This window comes from Actinoplanes sp. NPDC051388, from assembly GCF_055586225.1.
Genome location: NZ_JBVJIP010000025.1, coordinates 127,594 through 146,654 on the forward strand (window position 1 = coordinate 127,594; position 19,061 = coordinate 146,654).

Consider the following 19,061-nt stretch of genomic DNA (forward strand, 5'->3'; position numbering starts at 1 on the left):
ACCGAACGTCACTGATCCAGCGACACCGTCGACCAGGCGAAGCCGAGGTTGCCCAGGTCTGCCGGCGCCTCATGCATGGCCAGCACGAGCGCCGTCTGTGGCAGTCTGCGACGTATCGCCATGAGGACGTGGCGGGCCGTGCCGGCGTCGAGGCTCGTCGTGGGTTCGTCGACGAGCAGCACGTCGGGCTCCGTGGCGAGGGCACGCGCGACGTGGAGACGGCGTTGCTCGCCGCCCGACAGATTGCGGCCTTCGACGCCGATCCTGCTGCTCGGGCCGAGTCCGCCGCGGTCCAGCGACATGCTGGTGAGCAGGTCTCTGACGTCGCCGTCGCTTGCCGTGGGATGGGCGAGACGCACGTTGGTGGACACTGTTCCGGTGAAGAGGTAGTCATCCGCCAGCACAGCGGTCACCACCCCTTGCCCGGGCCGGTCGACCGGCCGTCGCAGCGCTGTCGCGATTGCGCGCAGGAGCGTGGTCTTGCCGCTTCCGGATGCGCCGGTCACGATCAGCGTCCGGCCGGCGGGGACCGCGAATGCGACCCGGCGTCCGTCCCGGGTGGCGGTGCCCGGCAACCAGTAGTCGGCCACGGTCAGGCCGCGGCCGTCGTAATTCGCCTGCACGACGGGGGCCGGTCCGGGTCCGCGGATCTCGTCGCCATCCAACGACGCGAGACGCTTGTCGGCCTGGCGGCCAAGGGCCCACGCGCCGGCTGCGGCGACGAGCCGTTCCATATTGGTCAGCACACCAGCGGCGAGGAGAGCAAGGAAGACCAGCGTGGCGACGGTGGCACCACGATTCGCGGCGAGTCCGAGAGTGAGCAACAACGCCGCGGAGCTCACCATCCGAGCGGCGCCCAGCGCACCCGCGGTCCTCAGCGCGTAGCGAAATCGACGGTCCTCGAATGCCGATAGGCAGCGCAAGGCGCGATCCGCGAGTTTGTCCGCCGCGCCCAGCGACGCCATCTCGGTCCAGGCGCCCACCGCGGTGACCAGCTCGATTCGCAGAGCGCTGCGAGCACGGCTCCCGTCATCCGTCCGACGCGCCGTGCAGATCGCGAGCATGGCGCACGCCGCAGCCGCGACGGCCAGAACCACCGCCCCGAGGGGGCAGCCCGCGAGCGTCATCGCGAGGCAACCACCAACCACCATCGCCGCCGCCACGGTCATCGGCGCGGTGGCTCGGATAAGTGCCATACCCGTGGTGTCGGCGTCGGCCATGGCGCGATCCAGGGACTGTCCCGACCAGGCTCCGTGCGTACGGGGTTCAGCAGCAGCGCGGTCGTAGAACCCGAGTCGGGCGGCGCTGATCCGGCGCAGCGCCGCAGCGTGCAGAACAACCCGGCTGGAATAGTTCGTCGCGATGCGGCCCACGGCGAAGGCCCGCACTCCTCCGCTCGGGGCGAGGTAGGAGAATGCGCTGTACGCGCCGGCTCCCGCGACGGCCGAGCTGGCGATGAACCATCCCGACAGGCCCACCAGCCCGACCGTGCAGCTCTCGGCGAGAACGGCGAGAGCCAACCCGACGGCGGACACCAGGGCGTAACGGCTCGGTCGATCCCGGTCGCGCGGTCGCACGTTCTGATTCATGCCGGAATCACTTCCCGTCCGGGGTGGATGACGCCGTCGACAATGCTGAGCACCTTGTCGGCGGAACGGGCGAGGGCGGCCGAGTGCGTGGCAACGATGACCGTCCGCCCTCGCGTCGCGTTCTGCATCGCGTCGATCACTTTCGCTTCGGCGTCCGGATCGAGGTGAGCCGTCGGCTCATCGAGAATCCAGAGCCCGGCGTCGCTCAGGAAAGCACGGGCGATGGCGATGCGACGGGCCTCGCCGGTCGAGAGACCCGAGCCACCCTCCCCCACCAGGGTGTCCAGTCCGTGAGGAAGACCTGCGATGACGCCGGCCAGTCCGGCCGCGTCCACCGCCTGCTCTACTTCGGATTTGCCGGCGGCCGGTCGCCCGATACGAATGTTGTCTCCGATGGATGCGGGGAGAAGGACCGTGTGCTGGCCGATCCAGGCACAGCCACCCAGACGTGCCGGCGACGCACCGGCAGGGGTCACCCACCGTACGGTTCCGGTGGTCGGCCGGCGCACGCCGGCGATGAGCGAAAGCAGGGTCGTTTTCCCCGCCCCTGAGGGCCCGACGATTGCTGTCCAGCGGCCCGGCCGCACCGTTATGACCATCCGGTCGAGGACCGGTTGATGCGAATCGGGAAAGCGATAGGTGATCCTGTCGAGGACGACCGCGACGGGTCCGGCGGGTGGCGGTGTCGCGCGCTCGCCGACGTCCGGCTCAGCCTCCGTCTCGGCGAGCAACGCCGTGATCGGCGGGACGGCGGACAGTGCCCTCTGCTCGGCGTGATACGAGGCGGCCATCGCACGCAGTGGCTGGAAGTACATCGGACAGAGCAGGAGAACGAGGAGGCCACTGAAGAGTGTCATCGTAGGGGCCGCGCCCAACCGGGCGTAGCCGAGGAGCGACAGTCCGATGTAGGTGGCATTGACGGCGATGGAGAAGGTGATGACCACGTCCATCACCGACCCGGAGAGGAAGGTTCGCCGTACGACGGCCATGGTGGTGGCGTTCAGGCGTCCGGCGGCATCGGCGAGTTCGTCCCGTCGGCGTTCCAGCGCTCCGATGCTCTGCAGTGTGCGCATGCCGCGGAAGCTGTCGAGGACGACAGCAGCGAGTCGGTTGCCGGCCGAGACGCGCTCGTCCGCCCCCTCCTTGGCGAACAGGCCGGCGAGGCGCATGTTCAGTGGGACAAGGAGGCTCGCGAGAAGCAGGATCACGGCGGCCGGCCATTGCACCGCCGCGGTGACCAGGAAGACGATCGCCATTGACACCGGAGCGGACCAGCGCTGGGGAAGGGTCGAGGCGTGGTAGTCGGCGACATCATCGGTCAACTCGATGCTCGCCAGGGCCGCCGCCGCGGCGTCCGGTTCGCCGCGCCGCGGGTGCGCGGGCAACAGGCCGGCCACGAGACGTCGCCGAACGGCGTGGGCGATCCGCCGTCGACCCGCGGCCTGGAACCGTGCCGCAATCCAGGCCACCCCACCGGCGAGAAGTCCGCCGGCGAACAGGACACCCAGCTCGAGCCAGCCGGGTTGCGCCCGGCGAGCGAGCAAACCTTGCGCGATCCAGGCCAGCGCCGCCCATTGGACGACCGTGAACACCGTCTCCAGCACCCGGCACATCGCGGAAAGCCGCAACGGGGTGCGACCCGGCGCCGCGGCGGCGTCCAGCCACCTGCGCGGTACCTCCGACCGGCCGAGGTCGCGCTGGTCAGCTGTCATCATCGATTCTGCGTTCGTCGATGATCCACGCAACGCCCCCGGTCAGGGCGATGAGAATCATGGCGATGATGCTGAGCACGTAGGTGTGGTACCGGGGATAGCCGGCGAACACGTCCTGGCAGACGAACATGCAGATCAGGCCCCCTATGACGCCGGCCACGGTCAGCAGCGTACGGATGAGAGATCGCCGCACCGTCCGCAGCGCTCGCCGCACCGGTTGGGGTTCAGCGGTCATAGGGTGACTCCTCCCTCACATCAGACATGTCGCGGACCTCGGGGCCGCTGATGAGCTTGCCCCGGAAAGCGCGATGGGCGAACCAGTTGTAGAAGAACAGCAGCGGCACGGTGAGACCGATCCCGACCGCGAGAAACGCCATCGTGTTGGGCGGCGAGACCGTGTCGTCCAGTGTGAGCGCGGGCGGAACCAGAACCGGGTAGCGTGCCACCACGATGGCGATGATCAGAGCGACGGTGGCGGTCGTGAGCCCAGCGGTGGGCAGCGCGTCGTTGGGCGCGGCGGGCCGCAGCGTCGCCAGGGCCATCACCATTCCGGTCACGGCGAACAGCAACAGTCCGGCGAAGGCGATCGCGCGCGCCGGACTGTGCAGGTTCAGCGGGGCGGCTGTGCTGTTGACCGCGACGAGACACACCGCGGCGAGGATCCCCGCGAGTGCCACGGTCACCGTGCCGCGGCGTCCGGCATGCGCCCTCAGGTCCCCGGTCGTCTTCCATTTGGTGTAGGCGTAGCCCAGCGCCAGGTAGCCGCACGCGACGGTTGCCGCGGCCGGCACGGAGAACCAACCGATGGACCCGAAGGCCGAGCCGGAGTACGCACCGTTCACCACGGCGAGGTTCTCGGTCAGGCTGGCCAGCACGAGTCCCTGTGCCAATGCGACAACGAGCGAGGTGATTCCGAATGCCCTCTCCCATCCCGGCGCCGGCGGCGACTGAGACGCCATCTCCACGCTGATCCCGCGGACGATCAACGAGAGGAGCATGACGATCAACGCCAGATAGGTGTGCGGCAGCATCGCGCCGAAGGCCAGCGGGAAGCCGGCCCAGAGGCCCACCGCCGCCAGAACGAGCCAGGTCTCGTTCGCGTCCCAGGCCTGGGCCACCAGTTCCAACATGTCGTGCCGACGCTGCCTGTCACGCTCGATCAGCGTGGCGATGCCGATCCCGATGTCATAGCCGTCGAGCACGACGTACATCGACAGGCACAGCAGAATGAGGAAGAACCACGCAGCAGCCATCAGCTCGTCTCCCTGCTTGCCGGTCCGGACCCGCCGACATCGGCCACCGCGACCAGATCGGTGGCTGCTTGTGGCCTCCGGTCGGCCTGGCCGGGGTGATCACGCTCGGGTCCGATGCGCATCGCGCGCACGATGTAGGCGAGGTACGCAACCAGCATCACCAGATAGAGCAGCGAGAAGCCCACAACCGAGAACAGAACCTCGCCCGGCGCCAGCTGCGAAACCGCGGCAGACGTCCGGAGCCGGCCGAACACCACCCACGGCTGGCGGCCCGTCTCCGCCGTCACCCATCCGCCCAGGACGGCGAGAATCCCCAGGGGAGTCGTCCACAGCAGGAATCGGTGAAACCGCGGCGACGTCCACAGCTTGCGCCGGAAACGCAGGATCGTCGCGTAGAAAACCGTCCCGAACATCAGGACAGCCCCGAAGTACATGATCCGGAATCCCCAGAAGACCGGCGCCATCAAGGGCCGGTCCGCCTCGGCGATCAAGTCTTGACCGGGTGTCGCGGTCGTGCAGCTCAGATCCCGATAGAACGCACTACCCAAGCAGGGTATGGAGACTTCCGCGATGTTTCGCCGGGCCTGCTGGTCGGGGATCGCGAAGACCACCCAGCCCGTGTTCTCGCTGTTCCAGTTGCCCTCGACCGCCGCCGCCTTGGATGCCTGGAGCGGGAACTCGTGATTGGCGACGCTGTCGCCGAGAAACACCTGGACCGGGAGCAACATCGCCGCGACGCCGAGCGCAATGGACACCGAGCGGCGGGCAAATGGCAGCGCTCGTCTTTTGACCAGGTAATAGGCGCCGATGCCGGCGACGAAGAAGGCGGCGGAGATCAGCACCGCGACCACCATGTGCGGCCACCGCCACACGAACGACGGGTTGAAGATGGTGTCCACCCAGTCGGTGGGCACGAATCGCCCGTTCTGTACGGCGTAGCCCGCCGGCGTCTGCATCCACGAGTTGGCGGCGATGATCCAACTCGACGACATGATCGTTCCGATCGCGACGGCCACGGTGGCGGCGAACATCGTGGCATGCCTGACCCGGCCGTCGCCGTAGAGGAGGATGCCGATAAATCCGGCCTCCACGAAGAACGCGGTGACGACCTCCATCCCGATGATCGGGGCGATGATCGGCCCGGTCTGAGCGGCGTAGACGCCCCAGTTCAGCCCCATCTCGAACGTGATCACGATGCCGGCTACCACCCCGATCGCGAAACCCACCGCGAAGATCCGCCGCCAGAAACGAAACATCTGCAGATATACCGGTTTTCCGGTCTTCCAGTGCATCCCGTAGAGGGCGCACAAGAGGATCGACAACCCGACGGTGATCGCCGGGAAGGTCATATGAAACATCACCGTGATGGCGAACTGCCATCGTGAAAGATCGAGCAGGCTCAACATTGCCTCCTGGAATTGCACGTGATGATGGTTTACGCCTGTTCTCGGCCTCGTCGAGTCGATCGTCAACGAGCCTCTCAATGCGGAAGCCGACCGGCATCGCCGCCAGCCGCCGTACCCGACTGCCGGTAGCTCCAGTCCGGCAATTCCCGCTAGCCGGTAGGCGAATCGGCCGCTAGCCACGGCGACACAGCCGCCGGACCGGGCGATCCTGGTGCCGCGGAAGCGAGCGAGAGGGGCCGGACATGTGGGGCAAGCGGAATGACATGGTGGTTCGTGAGAAGGATCCGTACAACGCCGAGCCACCGCGGAACGCTCTGGCCGGCCTGCCGGTGACGCCGATCGAGGCCTTCTACAGCCGCAACCACGGACATATCCCGGACATCGACCCGATGACCTGGCGGCTCCGTGTAGATGGTCTGGTCGACAGGGAGCTGGATCTCTCGCTCGCCGCTCTGCAGAAGCGATTCCGAATCAGTACGGAGGTGGCCACGCTCGCGTGTGCGGGCAACCGGCGCGCCGGGTTGATCGCTGTCAAGGCTCTCCCCGGTGAGACGCCTTGGGGGCCGGGCGCCATCTCGACGGCCGAATGGACCGGCGTGAGCCTGGCCGACGTTCTGGCCGCAGCCGGATTACGCGCCGGCACGGCGCACATCGCATTCGTCTCCGTGGACGTCGTCGAACGCGTGCATCCGCCCCAGCCCTACGGAGGCTCCATCCCGTTGCCGAAAGCCCTCTCCGGTGAGGTGCTGCTCGCCTGGTCGATGAACGGCGGGCCGCTGCCCGCGGTGCACGGTGGGCCGGTGCGTGTCGTGGTGCCCGGCTACATCGGTGCCCGTAGCGTCAAATGGGTGGGACGCGTCACAGCGCAGTCCCTGCCGTCGGACAACTATTTCCAGGCGGTGGACTACCGGCTGCTGCCACCGCAGGCCGATCCCGCACGACCCGGCCAGGGCATCTCTCTTGGGCCGGTGGCCCTGAACGCCGAGATCCTCACTCCGGACGACGGCGCCTGTCTGGCCGCCGGTCCGACGGCCGTCACCGGCTACGCCATCGCCGGGGAAGGCCGGACCGTCGTCCGCGTCGACGTCTCGGCGGACGCCGGGCAGACCTGGATCCAGGCTGCGGTCGACGCCCCGCCCGGCCCGCAGGCGTGGCAACAGTGGCACACCACCGTGGACCTTCCCACCCGGGCCGAGGAGATCACCGTGCGGGCGTGGGACGACACCGGCAGCACGCAGCCGGAGTTCCCCACCCACCTGTGGAATCCCCGGGGCTACGTCAACAACTCCTGGGCCCGCATCCGCGTCGACGTCCGCTGACCGGCGGGTCGAGGGCCGGAGCGCTCGGTTCGTGGAGTGGCGAGCTCGGCGGCGGCGAGGGGACCCAAGGCGAACAGTTCACGGAGCGCCTCGGCGTAGGCGCCCCCCGCCGGCCCTTCCGCCAGCTGCTTGACCCGGACGGTCGGGGCATGCAGCAACTTGTCCACCGCCCGGTGAACGGTGCGCGCGAGCTCCGCGCGAATCTCATCGGGCAACTCCGGAAGCCGCGCATCGAGCCGGAGCAGCTCGGCGCGGACCACCTCCGCTCCGCGTCGGCGCAGCGCGGTCACCGTCGGGGTCACCTCGGCCGAGCGTTGAGTGGCGAGGTATCGGCGCACCTCCTCGGCGACGAGCGTGTGTGCCGCTCCGACGCCGATGCCGCTCGCCGATCCGTGCAGTCGGTGGGCCAGCCCGTCAAGATCGATGAGAGTGACGCCGGGTAGCCCGCGCACCGCGGGCTCGACGACGCGGGGCAGCGACAGGTCGCAGATCACCAGCGGACCGGCAACGGTGGCGACCATCGGCGCGGTCACCACCGGTTCGGCCGCGCCGGTGCAGGCGATCACGATGTCGGCAGTCGCCAGCTCGGCCGCCACCGCGTGGAGTCCGACGGCACGGGCGGACGTGCCCGCAGCCGCCGCGTCCCCGGCCAGCCGACCGGCCTTGGCCGGCGTCCGGTTGGCGACGACGATCTCGCTGACTCCGTAGCGGCGCAGCTGACTGGCCGCCCGGGCGGCCAGCGAACCGGCGCCCACGATCAGCGCGTGCCGCCCGCGCAGGCCACCGAGGGCGGCGGCCCCCTCGGCGAGCGCCTCGGACACCACGGAAGGACCTGCGTCGTCGATACCTGTCTCGCTGTGCACCCGTTTGCCGGCCCGCAACGCCTGCTGGGCCAGCTCATGAAGCACGGGCCCGACCGCACCGGCCGCACCGGCTTTCGCGTAGGCGTCCCGGACCTGCCCGAGGATCTGCGCCTCACCGACCACCAGCGACTCCAGCCCGGCCGCCACCCGGAACAGGTGCTCGACGGCCGATCCGCCGTATTGCACGAAGAGGTGGTCGGCCAGGTCGTCGACCGACCGGCCGGCCTGCCGGGCGAGCACCGCGGACACCTCGGCCAGACCGCCGTGGAAGCCCTTCACCACGGCGTAGACCTCGATTCGGTTGCAGGTGGACAGCAGCATCACCTCGGTGATGTTCTCGCTGCTGAGCAGCTCGTGCATCAGCCTGGGGAGATCGCCGGGGCCAGCGGCGGCCCGCTCGAGAACGCCGATGGGTGCCGAGCGATGTGACAGTCCAGCTACGAGCAGGTTCATCCCAACCTCCGTACCAGGCATGACGTCCTTTCCGGTGCGCGGGAGAGCCCGGCAACCATGGGATTGCCGGGCCTGGCGGACGAGCCCGCCATTTCTGACCACGGGTCTCCGGCTACACGTCGCCGCCCGCCGAGCCGCGTCTACGCTTCCCGCGGGTCTCTTCCGGCCTGGCCGGCGCGAACACCCTTCTCGACGAGGTCACCCAGCTCCGCATCGACGTTGTGCCAGTATTCGAACGCGCGAGTCAGGACCTTCTCACTGACGCCGTTGAGCAGGTGACCGACGATGTTGCTCACCAGGCGGTCGCGGGCAGCGTCATCCAGCACGTCCCGGACCAGGGTGCCGGCCTGGCCCCAATCGTCATCGTCCGGGCGCAGGGTGTACGCCGTGCGAACCATGTCACCGTCGGCCTCCCAGTGAACCTCGGCGGCACGACTCGGGTCAGCAACCGGACCGCCATAGGAGTTCGGCGTGTACACCGGTTCGGAGGCGTTGCGCATCCGCATCACACCGTCCTTGGAGTAGCTGTTCACCTCGGCCCTCGGCGCGTTGACGGGAATCTGCTTGTAATTCACGCCGAGGCGGGCGCGGTGCGCGTCGGTGTAGGAGAACCCGCGGGCGAGCAGCATCTTGTCCGGTGACAGACCCGTGCCGGGCACCTGGTTGCTCGGCGCGAAGGCGGCCTGCTCGGTCTCGGCATGGTGGTCGCTGACGTTGCGGTCGAGCGTGAGCTTGCCCACCTCCTGGAGCGGGTAGTCGGCGTGCGGCCACACCTTGGTCAGGTCGAACGGGTTGTATCGGTACGTCTTGGCGTCTTGGTACGGCATGATCTGCACCTTGAGCGTCCAGCTCGGGTACTCGCCGCGCTCGAGCGCGGTGTACAAGTCGCGCTGGTGGTAGTCGCCGTCCCGGCCGGCGAGATCGTCCGCCTCGGCCTGGGTCAGATACTCGACGCCTTGATCGCAGATGAAGTGGTACTTGACCCAGACGATCTCGCCGGCGGCGTTGATCCAGCTGTAGGTATGGCTGCTGTACCCGTTCATGTGGCGCCAGTCCTTCGGGATGCCCCGGTCACCCATCAGCCACGTCACCATGTGGGCAGACTCCGGCGAGAGGGTCCAGAAGTCCCATTGCATGTCGTTGTCGCGCAGGTTGCTCGCCAGCCGGCGCTTCTGCGAGCGGATGAAGTTCTGGAACTTGATGCCGTCGCGGATGAAGAAGACCGGGGTGTCGTTGCCGACGATGTCGAGGTTGCCTTCGGAGGTGTAGAAGCGCAGCGCGAAACCACGCGGGTCGCGCCACGTGTCGGGGCTGCCCCGCTCGCCCGCCACGGTGGAAAACCGAATCACCGTGTCGGTTCTGGTGCCCGGCCGGAACACCGCGGCCCTGGTGTACGCGCTGACGTCGCCGGTCACCTCGAAGTGCCCGAACGCGCCACCCCCTTTGGCATGCGGCTGCCGCTCCGGGATGCGCTCGCGGTTGAAGTTGGCCATCTGCTCGACGAGATAGAAGTCGTTGAGCACGATCGGACCGTCGGGCCCGACGGTGAGCGAGTGCTCGGTACTCGCAACCGGGATGCCGGCGTCAGTTGTCGCCGGTTTCGGCTGGGTGTTGGTCACGGGTGTACCTCCTGGTACGTGCGTGGGCCGGTGGGATCACTTCCACCCTTGGCCACGAGGGCGGGTTAGTCGTCACGGTTGGCGCCCATTTCGGCTACCTGCCAACCGGAATCCGCGACCTGTGGCCAGCACCAAGACGACTTGGTCGATGGCGTCGATGCCGCTGAGAACCGCACGCGGCAAGACTCGGAGGGTGCAGAGCACGGGATGTCCCGACGGGCAGCGCGGCGACGCCTGGGTTGAGCCGGTCAGCGGGCCGTCACGCCGGAACGCTCGGGCAGACTGGCCAGACGACGCCGCGACCGCCCAGGCCCTTCGGGCTCATGCGCAGGACATCTGGCTAATCAGACCAATCCGAGGTCTCGATGATGTCCACGAAGTTGGCACGCCGGTAGCCAGGGACGAATCGCTCCAGGACGTCAGCCTTGACGTTACCGAACGTCGTCTCCGGCTTAGGTGCGATGCCCTCGGCGAACGCATGCAGGATGCTGCGCTTGAAGTCCGGCCGCGGGTGCAGTGCGACGATCTCGGCCCGGTCGGCGTCGCTGATGTCGTGGTATCCGATGCCGAGCACGTCGTACTCCACACCCGCGGTGACCAGCGCGACCTCGGGTTCCATGAACTCGGGGACGCCGGGCGTGGTGTGCAGGGCGATGGCCGTCCACACCCGGCGGATGCTGTCCTCCGGCATGCCGTGTCCCTGCAAGAAGCGGCGGGCCTCATCGGCGCTGTCCACCTCGAAGCGACGGCCGCTGCCGCGGAACTGCTCGTTCAGCCCGAGGTCGTGGAACATCGCCCCGACGTAGAGCAGTTCGGGGTCGAGACTGAGCCCTCGGTTTCGGCCCAGCAGGCTGCCGAACCAGAAGACCCGCCGGGAGTGGTGGTAGACCAGGTCGGTCGTGGACTCGCGCACCAACTCGGTTGCTTCACGGGCCAGCTTCGTATCGGGGACCGTCATCCCGGCGGCGGTGAACGTGTTGGCCGACATCGGTGTCTCCTCTTGTCCGGGAACAGCGCGGCACGCGTGTGCTGTGCCGTCCGTTTCACGATCGCGCAACGGCCGCGCGCGGTCTGCCCGGCTGGCGGGCAAACCCGACTACCGGATAGCGGGGGTCCGGGGACGAAGCACCGTCCTCAGCGGCACCACTGAGCTACGTGTCGTCCGAGTACGAGGCTCAGTTCGAGCACGCTAACGCTGGCGACCGCGAGGCCGCGGGTGCAGACCTGGATGAGCAGGCTCGTGTCGCGGCCGTCCGGAGGTCAGGCAACTCCTGGACTCCGGCCGAGGCGGTTCGACACCAGAAGCATCCCGGCGAAGAGCACCGTCGCCCATGTGGCGAGGACGACAATCGGACGGGCGTGCTGATAGGCCGGGAAGTAGACCGCTTCGCGTAGCGCCGTCACTGTGGCGCCTGAAGGCAGCCACTGCGAGACGAAGGCAAACGGAGCGGGAAGCAGCGGTGTCGCGACGGCGCCGCCGGAGGCGCTGTTGCCCAGCACGACGAAGAACAGGAAGCTGGGCACGATCGCCCAGCGGCCGACCAGCACAACCATGAGCGAGGTGAAGGACGCGACCGCCATGAGATGAAGCGCGAGGATGCCCCACCCCTGCAGTACCGGCAGATCGAGCCGATGCAACAGCGGTCCGTCTATAAGCGTGAAGACGAACGACGCGACGACCGCCAGGGCGACGACCAAGACCGCCCAGCGGCGCAGGGACAGATTGCCCGCGTTCGCGCGGACCTGGAAGACCGTGATGAAGCCGACGATGGTCGCGACGACGAGCAGGTAAAAGATCTCTGTGCCGTTCGGATCGGCCTCCCCGAGCGGGTGCGAGTCGATGACATGAACCGTCGGATCGATGGTGGACACCCCCTCCAACACTCGCGCGACCGACGCTCCCGCCGCGCTGGCCACATACAACCTCGGCTTCGTCGACGTCAGATCGAGCGCCGCGTAGACGTCCTGATCATCGATGGCCTGCAGGGCGGCCGACACTGAGTCGTACCGGCGGAAGACGAGGGCGTCGTGCGCGACGCTCTCCACCGCGTCCACCGTGCCCGCGTACCTTGCCGGGTCCCCCACGACCGCGGCGTCGATGCGACGCGGAACCGGGTCGCCAAGCGCAAGGGAATACGACGTCACGAAGATTGAGCCCATGACGATCGCCACGATGGCGATGACGACGGCCCGCTCCGTCGGGGACCAATGATGCCCGCGTATGCCTGGAAAGCGGCGGACGCCCGACGCTGTGCGCAGTGTCGTCGCCGTCGGCTGTTTCGTCACTTGCATCGGGTCCTCCGCAGAAGGGCCGGTGGGTGCTGGGCGACAAATGCTGCGCTCCGGTCGGGCACTGCGCTGGAATCCAGCTTCGTTCTCGCATCCGTCGTGGGACCACGATCGCCCATGGCGGCCGCCCTGTCGTCACGGCGAGCCGCCAATCCGCCTACCGGCTAGCGGGAGTGGGCAGCCTCGGGACGTGCTGGGCCGGCCTGCTCACTGCGCGACTCAGTGCCGGCCCGTCGGCTCGGCCAGGGCGGGGTCAGCGCGCGCTGATCGGAGCCGGCGACCCGGTAGTGCTACCGGGCATCGCTCGCTTCCCGTCAGCCGGTAGTCGAGATGGACGCCTGCTGCGACGACGTGCGGCCGGCCGCGTCACATGCTTGGCCAGAACAACGAACTCCCAGGACCTGACATCGGGAGCCCACGCGGCACGACCGGTGCGCGGCCCGCCGCGAGCGAGAAATGACGACTGGCGTGCGGGCGAATCTCTGACGCGCGCGTTGTCCCCTGCAGCGATGAGGAAGGACGCACCGATGCGCACAACACTCCGCATGGCGGTGGCGATGACGGGAGCCGCCGCGTTGATGGCCGGGGCGGCGGCCTGCGGCGACAACAGCAGTTCCTCGGGCGGCGCCGCGCCCGCTAACACGAAGGTGGGCATCTTGTTGCCGGATACGGCGTCGTCGCCGCGCTGGGTCTCGGCCGACCCGAACGAACTCAGCAAGCAGTGCGCCGTCTACAAGCTCACTTGCTATGTCGACAACGCCAACGGCAGCGCGACGACCCAGCAATCGCAGGCACAGGCGATGATCAACGCAGGCGTCGGTGTGCTGTTGGTGGTGAATCTGGATTCGGGCTCCGGCAAGGCCATCGAGTCGCTCGCCCAGCAGCACAACGTCGTCACCATCGACTACGACCGCCTGACCGCCGGCGGCAGCGCTTCCTACTACGTCTCGTACGACAACGTGAAGGTCGGCGCGGACCAGGGCACCGCGCTGACCCAGTGCTCACAGGTGGTGGGCAAGAGCGCGGTCAACTACGTGGAGATCGACGGGGCGGCGACCGACAACAACGCCACCCAGTTCGCCCAGGGCTACAACTCCGTGCTGTCCAAGCAGCCCGGCTGGAACCTGCTCGCCGACCAGAGCGGGAACTGGGACGCCGCCACCGCGCAGACCCTGTTCACGACGATGCTCGGTCAGCACCCCGACATCAACGCGGTGATGGTCGCCAACGACACCATGGCGCAGTCGGTCATCAACGTGCTGAAGGCGCAGAGCCTGGCCGGCAAGGTGGCCGTCTCGGGCCAGGACGCGACCGTCGGCGGCCTGGACAACGTCATGGCCGGCAGCCAGTGCTTCACCGTCTACAAGCCGGTGGCCGGCGAGGCCGACGTCGCGATCAAGCTGGCCGGCCAGATCCTCGCGGGCCAGAAACCCACGGCGCCGGCGACGACCAAGGATCCGACGACGGGCCGGGAGGTGCCCTCGTACCTGGCAGACCCGACCGTCATCACCAAGGCGAACGTCGCTCTGCCGGTGACCGACGGCTACCTCACCTACACCGCGGTCTGCCCGACCGTGTCCATGGTGAAGCTGTGCACGGCCAACGGCATCAAGGCATCTTGACCGTATCGATCCGTGGGGTTGGGGTCGCGCCGACGCCAACCTCACGCTCATGAAATCAGGTGATACATCATGGACACCATTCCCACGCTGGAGCTGCGTGGCGTCGACAAGTCGTTCGGCCCGGTCCACGTGTTGTCGTCCGTGAACTTCACCGCGACTGCCGGGGAAGTGACCGCCCTCGTCGGCGACAACGGCGCCGGCAAGACGACACTGGTGAAATGCATCGCCGGCATCCATCGCCTCGACGCCGGAGAATTGATCTTCGACGGATCGCGCCGGACCGTCCACGGTCCGCGCGAGGCCGCGTCGCTCGGGGTCGAGGTCGTCTATCAGGATCTTGCGCTCTGCGACAACCTCGATATCGTCGAGAACATGTTCCTCGGCCGCGAGGAGATCACCCGCCTCCGCACGCTCGACGAGAACGCGATGGAGAACCTGGCCCGGCAGGCACTGGCGTCACTGTCGGTGCGGACGGTCCGATCGGTACGGCAACTCGTGGCGAGCCTGTCCGGCGGCCAGCGCCAGACCGTGGCGATCGCCAAGTCGCTGCTCTGGAAGTCGAAGGTCGTCATCTTGGACGAGCCGACGGCCGCACTCGGCGTAGCGCAGACCGAACAGGTCCTCGATCTGATTCGCCGGCTCGCCGGCCAAAATGTGGCCGTGATCCTCGTGTCGCACAACATGAACGACGTCATGAAGGTCGCCGACTCGATCGGAGTGCTCTTCCTGGGTCGGATGGCCGCACAGGTCAGACGAACGGACGTGACCCAGACAAGGGTGGTCGAGCTGATCACCACGGGTCGTTCGGGAGCGCTGGGATTGTCTCCGGCCGAGTCATCCGGAGCGGCCGTATGAGCGCGCAGACCGACGAGATCATCGAGCAGGACGAGTTCGACGGCCGGAAGCAGGTCGAGGGACTGGCCGCGCTGAGCGCCTACACCAGGGGCTACGTCGCCCGCGTTCGCGGCGGCGAGTTGGGCTCCATTCCCGCCCTGGTCGGTCTCGTCAGCATCACCGTCGTCTTCGCCGCGGTGCACCAGGGCTTCCTGAGCGCATACAACCTCGAGGCGCTGGTCATCCAGGCCGCACCGATCATCGTCATGGCAATGGGCCTGGTCTTCGTGCTACTGCTCGGCGAGATAGATCTCTCCGCCGGCACCACGGGCGGCCTTTGCTCGGCGATCATGGCCGTATCGATGCTGCGGCACGGAGCGTCCTGGTGGCTCGCGCTCGTGCTGAGCCTGATCGCCGGCGTCGTCATCGGTCTCGGCATGGGCTGGCTGCGCGCTCGGGTGGGCATTCCGTCGTTCGTCATCACGCTGGCCACGTTCCTGGCCTTCCAGGGCGTCACGCTGATCCTCATCGGCGGCCAAGGCTCGGTGATCCTGCCCGACGATTCGCCGCTGATCAAGCTGGAGAACAGCTTCGTGCCGAGATGGCTGGGGTGGACGCTCCTGGTGTTGTTCGTGGCCGGGTACGCCGCAATCAAGGTGAACGACGCGCTCGGACGCCGCCGGGCAGGGCTGTCGCATACACCGTTCACGGTGATCGTGGCCAAGGTCGGCGCATTGGCAGCGCTCGGTGCGGCGTTCACCTACGAGATGGGCATCAACCGGAACGTGACCACCAACGCGTTCCTGAGCAACAAGGCGCAGGGCATGCCCTGGGTCGTCGTCCTGCTCGTGATCCTGTTCGCGGTGTGGCACTTCGTCCTGAGCCGGACGCAGTACGGCCGGCACGTGTACGCCGTCGGCGGAAACGACGAGGCGTCCCGGCGCGCGGGCATCGTCGTGTCCCGCATCCGAATCTCGGTGTTCGTCATCTGCTCCGGCATGGCTGCCGTCTCCGGACTGGTCGCCGCATCTTTGCTGCAGTCGGTGCAGTCCAACGCCGGCGCCGGCAACACACTGCTGCTGGCCGTCGGCGCGGCCGTCATCGGAGGCACCTCGCTGTTCGGCGGACATGGCCGCATCATCGACGCCGTGCTAGGCGGACTGGTCGTCGCGGTGATCATCAACGGCATGAGCGATCTCATTCAAGGAGCGAACTCGGCCGGCTATGAATATGTCGTCACCGGCGCGGTGCTACTGCTCGCCGCCGGCTTCGACGCAGTCGTCCGCCGCGGCCGAACCGGTTGAGCAAGCCGGCCTTCACCGGTCGCCGCAACGCATCGTTCACGACGAAGATTCCTGGGTTGACTGTGATCGGCTTCGATCGGGTTGTCCGCGTACTGCTCGACGTGGTGCCACGCCGAGGGCAGCAGCTCATCAACAACGGCTGGGTAAACCGGGGCGGCGTCGGTGACCACCTTTGTTGGGATCACCTTCAGCGTGCGCAGAGTCCTGGTGAAGAACCGGCGCGCCGCCGCGGCGTCCCGTCTGGCCGACAGCAGCACGTCGATGACCTGGCCGTGCTGATCGACAGCGCCGTTGCGTAGCGCCAGACGCCGTTCACCGATCAAGCTTTGAACAGTGGAGGTATGCGAATGAAAGAGTTCGTCTTCCGGCAGGCACGGACACCTGGCCTGCCGGGGAACCCTCTGGCACGTCTTCGCCCTGCCCGATCTGGGCCAGGACCGTGACCTGGCGGCGCTCGTGACCGTTGTAGGTTCGGGATTCGCGTGTCCTCTTCTTGTTGAGCGTGTCCCTGGTCCGGCCCATGCACGGGCGCACATGCGTCGTCGGTGCGACCGCGTGGCCCCTTTATCATGGGCCGGCTAGTGACCGGGGCCTCCGAACGGGTACGCCGGCAGGGTGCTCCAGGCATGGCCCGCCTGCACGACAACGATGCCGAGGGGGACTGCTGCGGCGGCTGTCACGAACAGGATGGCGACCCGGCGGAAGCCACCCTGTACGCCACCCCCCGTTGCGGGTCGAACAGTTAGCCTCAGCGCCGGAACCAGCCGGCTCAGGACGTGGAGTCCGGTCACGACGGCCCAAGCGACGAAGACGGCCTGGTGGATGGTCAGGACATCGATACGCTGGCCCAGGATGTCCACCTGCGGCCCTTGCCCGGTGCGAGGGCCCGCGACGACGAGCGCCAGGCCGGAACCGAGTAGCGCCATGGCGGTGAGCACCACCAGCGGCCCGAGTGCCCGCAAGATCAGCGGTGGAGGACCGGAGTCGCGGTACGGGCGGCTGCCGGTGTAGTAGCGAAGGATCCGCCAACCGGTGCTCGCGGTCTTGAGAAGTGCTGGCGGGACCAGCACGGTGCCGATCGCGAGGTGCCAGGTGATCATTTGGCGTATGTCGATCAGGGTGACCAACTCGGCGGCGAACAGCGCCAGGAGCAGCAGGCCCGTCCATGCGGTGAGCCGGGCGTTGCCGGCTGGACCGCCACTGCCATCCACAATGGCGTCGGCACGTAAGTCACGTCCGGTCGCTTCGGCGATCGCTTCACTGGTGATCCTTCGTAGCCGCGTTGTGGCCCGCTTGATAGCCATCAACGCACCCCCTTCCGGTGGTCGTGTCTGCGGGGACATTGCCGCGCGGGCGTCGCTGCCGCCGCTGGTGGTCATGGGCGAGGGCTTGAGCAGCGGACAGCCGCTGGTACGTCATTCCGTATGCTCCCGCCGCGCCGCACGACGTTTCGTAGGCCGGCGTCAGGGAGTCCGCCTCTGCGGGGTGGAACAGCGCAACAATCGTCCAGTCCTGCTGCGTCTGCTCGGTCTTATCCGGCTGCGCCGAGCGCCGCGCTGATCGCGACGATGATCGCGCCGCCGAGCGTGATGGAGGCGAAGGAGCGCAGGAAGCCGGTGTTGAAGAACCGCCAGCGGATCCAGGCGAGCGTGACGAGCTCGATCACGATCACGACAATGGCGACAGCGAGTGCAGTGCCGTACTGCGGGATCAGGAACGGCAGGGTGTGGAAAAAGCCGCCGAGGAAGGTTCCGGCCCCGGTGATCGAGCCGCGCACGTACGGGTTGCCGCGGCCGGTCTCCTCACCGGTGTCGGAAAGTCCTTCGGAGAAGGCCATGCTGACGCCGGCGCCGATCGCGGTCGCGAGCCCGGCGAAGAACGCGATGTGGGGGCGGTGGGTGGCCAGCGCGACGGCGAAGATCGGCGCCAGCGTTGACAGCGAGCCGTCGATCAGCCCGGTCATCGCGGGCTGCACGCGTTGCAGCAGAACGGATTGTTTGTCGTGCTGTTCAGACCGGGTGGGGAGATCGAGTGCGCTCATACGTCCAGCGTTGCCGATCGCGGCCTGCGTGTCGCCGCTGCCAGCATGGATCTGTGCTACCTGCCAGCCACAGGCCGTCCGCACCGGCTACCTGCATTTGCACTGCGAAACGCCGCTACGTGCGATCTCTACGTCCAGGTACTACGTCAGCGGCTGGTTGCTTCCGGCCGAGGCCGCCGATGCCACCGGAGGGACATCCTCGAGGTGAGACGGGACGCGCCGAGACAAGCAACGAGACAAACACAAATGCCCTGCTCAAGCGCAGCGCGCAGCGGCAGCGCGCGGCGGCAGCGCGCGGCGCTCCGGCTCGGCAGGCTCGGAAACCTCGTCCTCCGCCGGCGCCACCTGGCTGAGCTGGGTACGGGCGCGTCGCAACGCACTGTTGACCGCGGCGGCGCTGGTCTCCAACGGCTCGGCGACCTCGACCGCCCTGTACCGCTCGAAGCTCCACGAAAGCGGGGGGAGCTCAGCCCTGTGGCACGACTTGTCCGCGGCCTGTCAACCACGAGGCCCGTCGACGGCGACGACGGTTCACGTGCCCTATCGCTGAGCGTCGCGCGCCCGGGCACGGATCTGGCATGCCTGAACGTGCGAGCCGCGCCCGGGCACGGATCTGGCATGCCTGAACGTGCGAGCCGCGCCCGCCGGGGTAGCGGCACCTGGCGGGTCAGTGGACGCTGCCCAGCGAGGAGACGATTGCCCGCTTGGTCTTCGTGTTGCGCACGACGAGCAGGTAGCGGTCGCCCTTCCGGAGTAT

At 67.9% G+C, this 19,061-nt stretch carries 16 protein-coding genes; 4 read left to right on the forward strand and 12 right to left on the reverse strand.

Going from position 1 to position 19,061, the window contains the following annotated elements:
* Positions 1 to 8: 8 nt before the first annotated feature.
* From ACZ6TI_RS42750 to ACZ6TI_RS42770, 5 genes are all read right to left on the reverse strand, one after another.
* The gene (locus tag ACZ6TI_RS42750) at positions 9 to 1,589 is read right to left on the reverse strand and encodes an ATP-binding cassette domain-containing protein (RefSeq protein WP_465351005.1); all 1,581 of its coding nucleotides are present in this window, start codon (positions 1,587 to 1,589) and stop codon (positions 9 to 11) included.
* A complete protein-coding gene (locus ACZ6TI_RS42755) occupies positions 1,586 to 3,193 on the reverse strand; it encodes an ABC transporter ATP-binding protein/permease (protein ID WP_465351006.1) in 1,608 nt (535 codons plus the stop codon). Before ACZ6TI_RS42755 ends, ACZ6TI_RS42750 begins: the two co-directional genes overlap by 4 nt.
* Positions 3,194 to 3,290: 97 nt before the next feature.
* Entirely contained in the window at positions 3,291 to 3,536 is a 246-nt protein-coding gene (locus tag ACZ6TI_RS42760) for a hypothetical protein (protein ID WP_465351007.1), read from the reverse strand.
* Positions 3,526 to 4,554, reverse strand: a complete 1,029-nt coding sequence (locus ACZ6TI_RS42765; RefSeq protein WP_465351008.1) for a cytochrome d ubiquinol oxidase subunit II — start codon at positions 4,552 to 4,554, stop codon at positions 3,526 to 3,528. Before ACZ6TI_RS42765 ends, ACZ6TI_RS42760 begins: the two co-directional genes overlap by 11 nt.
* A complete protein-coding gene (locus ACZ6TI_RS42770; protein WP_465351009.1) occupies positions 4,554 to 6,026 on the reverse strand; it encodes a cytochrome ubiquinol oxidase subunit I in 1,473 nt (490 codons plus the stop codon). The genes ACZ6TI_RS42765 and ACZ6TI_RS42770 overlap by 1 nt, the downstream gene beginning before the upstream one ends.
* Positions 6,027 to 6,223: 197 nt before the next feature.
* Between ACZ6TI_RS42770 and ACZ6TI_RS42775 the strand changes: the two genes are divergently transcribed.
* On the forward strand, positions 6,224 to 7,279 hold the full coding sequence (locus ACZ6TI_RS42775) for a sulfite oxidase (RefSeq protein ID WP_465351010.1): 1,056 nt from the start codon (positions 6,224 to 6,226) through the stop codon (positions 7,277 to 7,279).
* Here the strand turns inward: ACZ6TI_RS42775 and ACZ6TI_RS42780 are convergent.
* The 4 genes from ACZ6TI_RS42780 to ACZ6TI_RS42795 form a co-directional block, all read right to left on the reverse strand.
* Positions 7,234 to 8,595 (reverse strand): glutamyl-tRNA reductase, encoded by a 1,362-nt coding sequence (locus ACZ6TI_RS42780; protein WP_465351011.1) that lies wholly within the window; start codon positions 8,593 to 8,595, stop codon positions 7,234 to 7,236. The genes ACZ6TI_RS42775 and ACZ6TI_RS42780 overlap by 46 nt on opposite strands.
* Before the next feature lie 140 nt (positions 8,596 to 8,735).
* Complete coding sequence (locus ACZ6TI_RS42785; RefSeq protein ID WP_465351012.1) at positions 8,736 to 10,214, reverse strand: catalase; 1,479 nt, start codon at positions 10,212 to 10,214, stop codon at positions 8,736 to 8,738.
* A gap of 340 nt (positions 10,215 to 10,554) precedes the next feature.
* Entirely contained in the window at positions 10,555 to 11,202 is a 648-nt protein-coding gene (locus tag ACZ6TI_RS42790) for an HD domain-containing protein (RefSeq protein ID WP_465351013.1), read from the reverse strand.
* A gap of 272 nt (positions 11,203 to 11,474) precedes the next feature.
* The gene (locus ACZ6TI_RS42795) at positions 11,475 to 12,500 is read right to left on the reverse strand and encodes an ABC-2 transporter permease (RefSeq protein ID WP_465351014.1); all 1,026 of its coding nucleotides are present in this window, start codon (positions 12,498 to 12,500) and stop codon (positions 11,475 to 11,477) included.
* A 530-nt stretch (positions 12,501 to 13,030) separates the two neighbouring features.
* Between ACZ6TI_RS42795 and ACZ6TI_RS42800 the strand changes: the two genes are divergently transcribed.
* From ACZ6TI_RS42800 to ACZ6TI_RS42810, 3 genes are all read left to right on the forward strand, one after another.
* Positions 13,031 to 14,125 carry a sugar ABC transporter substrate-binding protein gene (locus ACZ6TI_RS42800; RefSeq protein ID WP_465351015.1) on the forward strand — a complete coding sequence of 365 codons (1,095 nt, stop codon included), beginning with the start codon at positions 13,031 to 13,033 and terminating at the stop codon, positions 14,123 to 14,125.
* 69 nt (positions 14,126 to 14,194) lie between these two features.
* Complete coding sequence (locus ACZ6TI_RS42805; RefSeq protein WP_465351016.1) at positions 14,195 to 14,980, forward strand: ATP-binding cassette domain-containing protein; 786 nt, start codon at positions 14,195 to 14,197, stop codon at positions 14,978 to 14,980.
* Positions 14,977 to 16,263, forward strand: a complete 1,287-nt coding sequence (locus ACZ6TI_RS42810; protein ID WP_465351017.1) for a sugar ABC transporter permease — start codon at positions 14,977 to 14,979, stop codon at positions 16,261 to 16,263. Before ACZ6TI_RS42805 ends, ACZ6TI_RS42810 begins: the two co-directional genes overlap by 4 nt.
* On the opposite strand, the gene ACZ6TI_RS42815 is transcribed toward ACZ6TI_RS42810, so the two are convergent.
* The 3 genes from ACZ6TI_RS42815 to ACZ6TI_RS42825 all read right to left on the reverse strand — a co-directional run bounded on the left by ACZ6TI_RS42815 (position 16,182) and on the right by ACZ6TI_RS42825 (position 18,388).
* Positions 16,182 to 16,799, reverse strand: coding sequence for a DDE-type integrase/transposase/recombinase (locus ACZ6TI_RS42815; protein ID WP_465351018.1), 618 nt, complete (start codon positions 16,797 to 16,799; stop codon positions 16,182 to 16,184). The genes ACZ6TI_RS42810 and ACZ6TI_RS42815 overlap by 82 nt on opposite strands.
* Before the next feature lie 42 nt (positions 16,800 to 16,841).
* Positions 16,842 to 17,567 carry a hypothetical protein gene (locus ACZ6TI_RS42820; RefSeq protein ID WP_465351019.1) on the reverse strand — a complete coding sequence of 242 codons (726 nt, stop codon included), beginning with the start codon at positions 17,565 to 17,567 and terminating at the stop codon, positions 16,842 to 16,844.
* A gap of 227 nt (positions 17,568 to 17,794) precedes the next feature.
* Positions 17,795 to 18,388: a VIT1/CCC1 transporter family protein gene (locus ACZ6TI_RS42825; RefSeq protein ID WP_465351020.1), complete on the reverse strand. Its 594-nt coding sequence runs from the start codon at positions 18,386 to 18,388 to the stop codon at positions 17,795 to 17,797.
* Positions 18,389 to 19,061 lie beyond the last annotated feature (673 nt).